General features: G+C 44.3%; 6 protein-coding genes. All 6 read left to right on the forward strand.

What is annotated here, in order from left to right; translation table 11 throughout:
- The first annotated feature begins 51 nt into the window (after positions 1 to 51).
- The gene (gene surA, locus GPLA_RS13575) at positions 52 to 1,347 is read left to right on the forward strand and encodes a peptidylprolyl isomerase SurA (protein WP_007105493.1); all 1,296 of its coding nucleotides are present in this window, start codon (positions 52 to 54) and stop codon (positions 1,345 to 1,347) included.
- A gap of 3 nt (positions 1,348 to 1,350) precedes the next feature.
- Positions 1,351 to 2,331: a 4-hydroxythreonine-4-phosphate dehydrogenase PdxA gene (gene pdxA / locus GPLA_RS13580; protein ID WP_007105494.1), complete on the forward strand. Its 981-nt coding sequence runs from the start codon at positions 1,351 to 1,353 to the stop codon at positions 2,329 to 2,331.
- On the forward strand, positions 2,328 to 3,137 hold the full coding sequence (rsmA, locus tag GPLA_RS13585) for a 16S rRNA (adenine(1518)-N(6)/adenine(1519)-N(6))-dimethyltransferase RsmA (protein WP_007105495.1): 810 nt from the start codon (positions 2,328 to 2,330) through the stop codon (positions 3,135 to 3,137). The genes pdxA and rsmA overlap by 4 nt, the downstream gene beginning before the upstream one ends.
- Positions 3,138 to 3,539, forward strand: coding sequence for a Co2+/Mg2+ efflux protein ApaG (apaG, locus tag GPLA_RS13590; protein ID WP_007105496.1), 402 nt, complete (start codon positions 3,138 to 3,140; stop codon positions 3,537 to 3,539).
- Positions 3,540 to 3,552: 13 nt separating this feature from the next.
- Positions 3,553 to 4,353, forward strand: a complete 801-nt coding sequence (locus GPLA_RS13595) for a symmetrical bis(5'-nucleosyl)-tetraphosphatase (RefSeq protein WP_007105497.1) — start codon at positions 3,553 to 3,555, stop codon at positions 4,351 to 4,353.
- 368 nt (positions 4,354 to 4,721) lie between these two features.
- Positions 4,722 to 6,746, forward strand: coding sequence for a methyl-accepting chemotaxis protein (locus GPLA_RS13600; RefSeq protein WP_007105498.1), 2,025 nt, complete (start codon positions 4,722 to 4,724; stop codon positions 6,744 to 6,746).
- Positions 6,747 to 6,793 lie beyond the last annotated feature (47 nt).

A 6,793-nucleotide genomic window follows, 5' to 3' on the forward strand; every position in this document is an offset into this window, starting at 1 on the left:
ATATAACCCAAACACCTAGGTGTAAATTTTAATTAATAAGTAACCATAAATATGAAATTAACTGTAGTTACCTTTGCCCTTCTGGCATTTATTTCGTTTAACACGTTCGCCAAGCAAACTCGCTTGGATAACGTTGCAGTCATAGTCGATCAAGGCGTGGTTCTTGAAAGTCAAATTGACGAATTAGTGAGTACCGTAAAACGTAATGCATTAACCAACAATCAAACCCTGCCGTCAGACCGTGTGCTGCGTACTCAAGCCATCGAGCGCCTAATTGTTGACAGCTTGCAAAGCCAAATGGCTGAGCGTATGGGTATTCAAATTAGTGATCCACAGCTTGATCAAACTATTGATAACATCGCCAAAGAAGATGGCATGAGTGTTGACCAAATGCGCCAAAAACTCGCATCGGAAGGCGTGAGTTATGAGGTATACCGTGAACAAGTGCGTAAAGAACTAATAACCGGTGAAGTGCGCCGTGCCAATGTCCGCCGTCGTATTTATATCACTCCCCAAGAAATCAGCAATTTGGTTAAGTTAATTGACGAGCAAGGTGGTCAACAGGCTGAATATCATTTAGGTCATATCCTGATTGGCTTCCCACCTGAGCCAACAGACGAAGATGTTAGTAATGCCAAAGAGACAGCAGATAAAGTATTAGAGTTACTCAACAATGGTTCTGAATTTGGCAAGATTGCCACAGCATCGTCCTCTGGTTCTAAAGCTTTAGAAGGTGGTGACTTGGGTTGGATGAACATTAACTCGATGCCCACTTTGTTTGCAGAAGCCGTACAAGGCAAAAGTAAAGATGATTTAATTGGGCCTATCCGCAGCGGCGCTGGTTTTCACGTTTTAAAAATAATGGATGTTCGCGGAATTGAAAAGGTGGAAGTGACTGAACTTAAATCTCGCCACATTCTGATCAAACCGTCAGTGATATTAAGTGACGAAAAAGCCGAAAAAATGCTTAAAGAATTTAGAAAAGAGATTCTGGCTGGTGAAGCTGATTTTGCCGAGTTAGCTAAAGAGCACTCAGCGGATCCCGGATCTGCATTACGCGGCGGTGATTTAGGCTGGTCTGATCCCAATGTATATGTACCGGCTTTCCGAGACACATTGCAGACCCTAGACGTTGACGAAATCAGTCAACCGGTGCGCTCTGTTCATGGTTGGCATTTAATGCAACTAACGGGTAAGCGTGTGCAAGATGCCACGGAAAAACTGAAAGAAGACAAAGCGTATCAGTTGTTATTTCAGCGGAAATTTGCTGAAGAAACCGAAGCTTGGTTAAAAGAAATGCGTGACAGTGCGTATGTTGAATTACTCGATAAAAAAGACAATCGTTAATTCATGACCATTAAGCTTGCTATTACACCGGGCGAACCTGCGGGGGTTGGCCCAGATTTAATGATTACTTTAGCCCAGCATCAGTGGCAGGCCATGATAGTGGTTTTTGCCGATGCTGAGCTGATGCATTCCCGAGCATCTGCACTGGGGTTACCCCTCACATTATTGCCTTACGAAGCATCTTGTCAGGATATTCAGCCGGCTGGTTCGCTATATATAGTCGATATTCCGTTGCGCACCCGAGTGGTTCCAGGGCAGCTAAATCAAGACAACAGCCAATATGTCATTGATACGTTATATCAAGCCTGCCAACAGAATTTAGACGGCGAGTTTGATGCATTGGTTACCGGTCCCGTGCATAAGGGCATTATTAATCAAGCCGGTATTCCGTTTAGCGGCCATACGGAGTTTTTCGCACAGCAATCGAATACACCCGATGTTGTTATGATGCTGGCAACCACAGGATTACGCGTCACCTTAGTCACTACGCACATTCCTGTCACTGCCGTATCTGCGGCGATAACCGAGTCTCGTTTACAAAAAGTGATCCGTATTATTGATCACGATTTAAAAACAAAATTTGCTATCGCCCAACCCCATATTTTTGTTTGTGGCCTAAACCCGCATGCGGGTGAAGACGGACATATCGGTCGTGAAGAAATAGACACTATTATTCCGGCACTTGAGTCACTTCGCCAAGAAGGCTTTAAGCTCACTGGCCCACTGCCAGCGGACACCATTTTTAATCCTAAATATTTGCAGCAAGCTGATACTGTACTCGCTATGTATCACGATCAAGGGTTACCCGTGTTAAAGTACAAAGGGTTTGGTCAGGCAGTCAATATCACCTTGGGATTACCCTTTATTCGCACCTCCGTTGACCACGGAACCGCTCTCGATTTAGCCGCTACAGGCAAAGCCGATGTCGGCAGTTTCGACATCGCTATCAAGGAAGCCATTTCATTGGCAAAAAGTAAACAATGAGTAAACAACACTTAGGCCACACAGCCAGAAAACGCTTTGGTCAGAACTTTCTACATGACGAATATGTTATCGATCAGATCGTGTCTGCCATCAATCCACAGGTCGGCCAAAATGTAGTTGAAATTGGTCCTGGCTTAGGCGCACTAACCGAACCCGTTTGCGCGTTAATAGATAAATTGACGGTCGTCGAACTGGACCGAGATTTAGCCCAGCGTCTGCGCACCCACCCGTTTATCGCCAGCAAATTGAATATTGTTGAGAAGGACGCCCTAAAGTTCGACTTCTCTGAGTTATTTAGTGAAGACCGACCCTTGCGTGTGTTTGGTAATTTGCCCTATAACATTTCAACACCATTAATGTTTCATCTCTTTTCGTTTGCCTACAAAGTACAAGACATGCACTTTATGCTGCAAAAAGAAGTGGTGAATAGACTTGCAGCATCCCCAGGTAACAAGAGCTACGGTCGCTTGTCAGTGATGGCGCAATACCACTGTCAAATTATGCCCGTAATACATGTGCCACCTGAAGCATTTAATCCACCACCTAAAGTTGACTCAGCTATCGTTCGCCTTATTCCACACAAGGTAAAACCCGTGAGCGTTATCAGTGAGGACTCATTAAACAAGGTGTGTGCTCAGGCATTCAATCAGCGTCGTAAAACCATACGCAATAGTTTGAAAGAAAGTCTCAACGAAGCACAGCTTATGTCACTGGATATTAATCCAGACCTAAGAGCAGAAAATCTCTCACTAGCCCAGTTTGGCCAAATAGCCGATCTCGCTAGCCGCATTCAGGCAGAATCATAAATGACCACTCCGCTTAATTCCGGACAAGAGCTCAGCGATAAAATCCACGTAACCGTTAATACCCAGTATATGGCTGATCATCCTGCTAGCGAAGCAGATAAATTTGCCTTTGCCTACGAAATTAATATTGCTAATCATAGCGCCGAAAGCGTGCAACTCATTAATCGCTGGTGGCTCATTATAGATGGCAACGGAAAGCAGACAGAAGTAGAAGGGGCTGGGGTCGTCGGTGAACAGCCGCACATTGCAAGTGGCAATCATTTTCAATACACCAGTGGTGCGGTACTCGATACCCCAGTGGGCTCAATGCAAGGCTATTATGAAATGCAGGATAAAGATGGTGCCATGTTTCGTGTTCCCATCGATATTTTTAGTCTCGCTGTGCCCCATCTCATTAATTAACCCTTAGGTTTTCATGGCTGATTATATTGTTGGCGATATCCAAGGTTGTCTTAGCGGCTTAAAGGCGCTGCTGAGCAAAGTTGATTTTAATCCCCTAAGCGATACCTTGTATGCCGTGGGCGATCTGATAGGGCGCGGGCCCGACTCTCTGGATACCCTAGCCTACTTGCATGCCATGGGTGATAACTTTCAAACCGTATTAGGCAACCACGACCTAAACTTACTAGCAATATACTGCGGGGGCCGGCGCGCCAAAAAGGCCGATAAACTCGACGCTTTAATCGCCTCAGTAGACTTTGCTAAGTATTGTCATTGGTTGCGCCAAAAACCGTTGGCCATGCACATAACACCAAATATTCTTCTCACCCATGCGGGCTTATATCCTAATTGGTCGTTTGCCAAAGCGTTAAGCCTCAGCGCTGAGATAAGCGAGACATTGCGAGGTGAGCAATGGCAACACATGGTCAAAATGATGTACGGCGATGAGCCTAGCCGCTGGACCGATGATCTCACCGGCGACGCCAGACAACGCTTTATTATTAATGCATTCACCAGAATGCGATTTTTAGAAAACGATCTGCGCCTCGAATTCGAATGCAAATTGCCACCTAGAGATGCACCAAGGTCACTCACACCTTGGTTTGTTGTTAATAATTCAACTATCGACGCGCAACAGAAAGTTGTTTTTGGTCATTGGGCGGCGTTAAATGGTGAAACCCATGACGAGCGATTTATTGCCTTGGATACCGGCTTTGTATGGGGAGGCCATATGACCTTATTATGCGTAGACAGCCTGCAACTGATACAAAAATAAATCACTTCCAACTAAGCTGACCGTCATCTCCTTTTAAGTTGATGCATGGGTTAACTGAAATAGCTTACGTTATTCATACCGGCGCCTGCCTAACCTCATATCACTGGTTATATAAGACACCTTTATAATGCTATTTTTATAAATTAATTAGAGTAAAGTCATAAAGTTAGTTAATGTTCCCCGCATGTATGTCGATACTACATAGAAGACGGTTATCGTTTCCTATAATCAACGGGCAAATAACATAATCACTGCCCATGGGATCACCTTTAGTATTGTGCAAAACTAACCTTTCGGGTTTGTCTTGAAGTGACAGCAAAATAATCGCCTGAACACATATAATAAATACGTTTATTTGGAGACCACAAATGAAAATGACTGTAGCTATGCGCGTAGTAGGCGGTTTTGCCATTATTACTTCGCTGCTTGTCATCATGGGAATATTTTCACTCACCACATTGAATAGTATCGATGAGGCAACAGAAGAAGTCAGCAATCTTGCTTTTCCTACGGTAAGTGGCAGTAGTCAGCTCAAGGTGTCATTTTTAAACATGGGGCGTCTCACGGCTGAAGCGTACTATGGGGATGCATTAAATGGACTCAATGAAAAAAGTGACGCTTTTAATAGCAGCCAAAGTAACTTTGAGAATGAATTTAACACCCTCAAACGTGTTGTTAGTCAAGAGCCAGAACTGAAAGCGTCATTGGCGGAAGTCGATAGCATTTATGAAGATTATAAAGTCAATGTGTTTAAGCTATTTGAAAGTCGTCAAGACGACCTCACCATGCGTAGCACGTTAAGTGATCAGTTAGGGAATATTGAAGATAATGCAGATGATACCTCCTCGCTCATTCTCGATTTTTCCGATCTGGACGAAGTACAAGATAGTGCCCAGCTTAGTAGAGCGGCAGAATTAGCAAATCGGCTTGAAACCAATTTGATGTCGCTGCTTACGGTAGGGGCTGAGTATGTCAAAACGCAAAATTTAGTCAGAGCCGATACCTTGGGTAACGAGGTAAACTTAGTGGTCAATCAAATCGGTGAAACCCTAAGCGAAATACAAAAAGCCGCTGGCGGTAGTGACCCAAGTGGTACCTTGTCAGAGATTTATCAAATGACCGGCTCAGTGTTAGACTCAATTAGTTCGCCTAACGGTTTACTGCAAAACCAAGTTAAGAAAATCAACAAGCAAAACGATGCAACAGCAGCCTACAGAGCCTCTGATGCGAATATCGAATTGGCTATTGCTAAACTCAACACCTTGTCTAAATTAGCTGACAACAAAGCAACAGTGGCGAAAGAATCGGTCAAAAACTCAATTAGTTCAGGCAATTTAAAAACCATTTTCATTGTTATTATTTCAGTTCTAATTGCCAGCGTAATCGCATTCTTTGGGGTGCGCGCCATTATCAAACCATTACATAAAGTAAACGAAATGCTGAATATAGTTTCATCTGGTGACCTAACGCGTCGTTTAGATGACTCCTCTGATGATGAATTTGGTACCTTAGCCAAGAACTGTAATAACTTAATTGATAGTTTGAAAACCCTGATTTCGGGTATCGGCTCTCGTTCTGCCCAGTTAGCTGCGGCATCGGAAGAAACCTCTGCGGTTACTATGCAAACTACGTCATCTATTCAAGAGCAGAAATCGCAAATAGCCCAGGTAGCCACGGCCACAACTGAGATGCACAGCACCTCACTGGTCGTAAGCCAAAGTGCTGAAGACACCCTGCGCCAAATTCAACATGCGGACGAAGAAGCCGAAAAGGTCAAAGCTATTTCAGAAGAAAACATTCGTACTATCGAAGTACTGGCCAGAGATGTAGAAGAGGCTGCTCAGGTTATCAATAAACTGCATCAGGACAGCGCCAGCATCGGCGGTATTCTTGATGTTATTCGTGGGGTTGCCGATCAAACCAACTTATTAGCGCTAAACGCAGCGATTGAAGCAGCAAGAGCAGGTGAGCATGGACGCGGCTTTGCTGTCGTTGCCGATGAAGTACGTACCCTAGCAAGTCGTACCCAGCAGTCCACGCAAGAAATTAACTCCATGATTGAAGTCTTACAAGCGGGTGCAGAAAAAGCCGTAGCAGTCATGAATCAAGGTAAAGAACAAACCACAATCTGTGTTGAGAAAACTGAAAAATCTACTCAGGCCTTACAATTAATTTCTGATGCCGTACATAAAGCCTACGACGTGAGCTCTCAAATCGCCCAAGCCGCAAGAGAGCAAAATGTGGTATCTCAAGAAATTAGCGAGAAGCTGGAAAATATCGTCAATATCGCAGAGGAAACCTCGGTAGGTGCCCATCAAACATCTGAATCGAGCCACGAGGTTGCCAAACTTGCAGAAGAGCTACAAAGCTCGGTACAGCAGTTTAAAATCTAACATAGGCCATTTCACGCCCATAAAAAAACCGCTACCTTTCAGTTAGC

This window comes from Paraglaciecola polaris LMG 21857 (assembly GCF_000315055.1).
Classification (GTDB): domain Bacteria; phylum Pseudomonadota; class Gammaproteobacteria; order Enterobacterales; family Alteromonadaceae; genus Paraglaciecola; species Paraglaciecola polaris.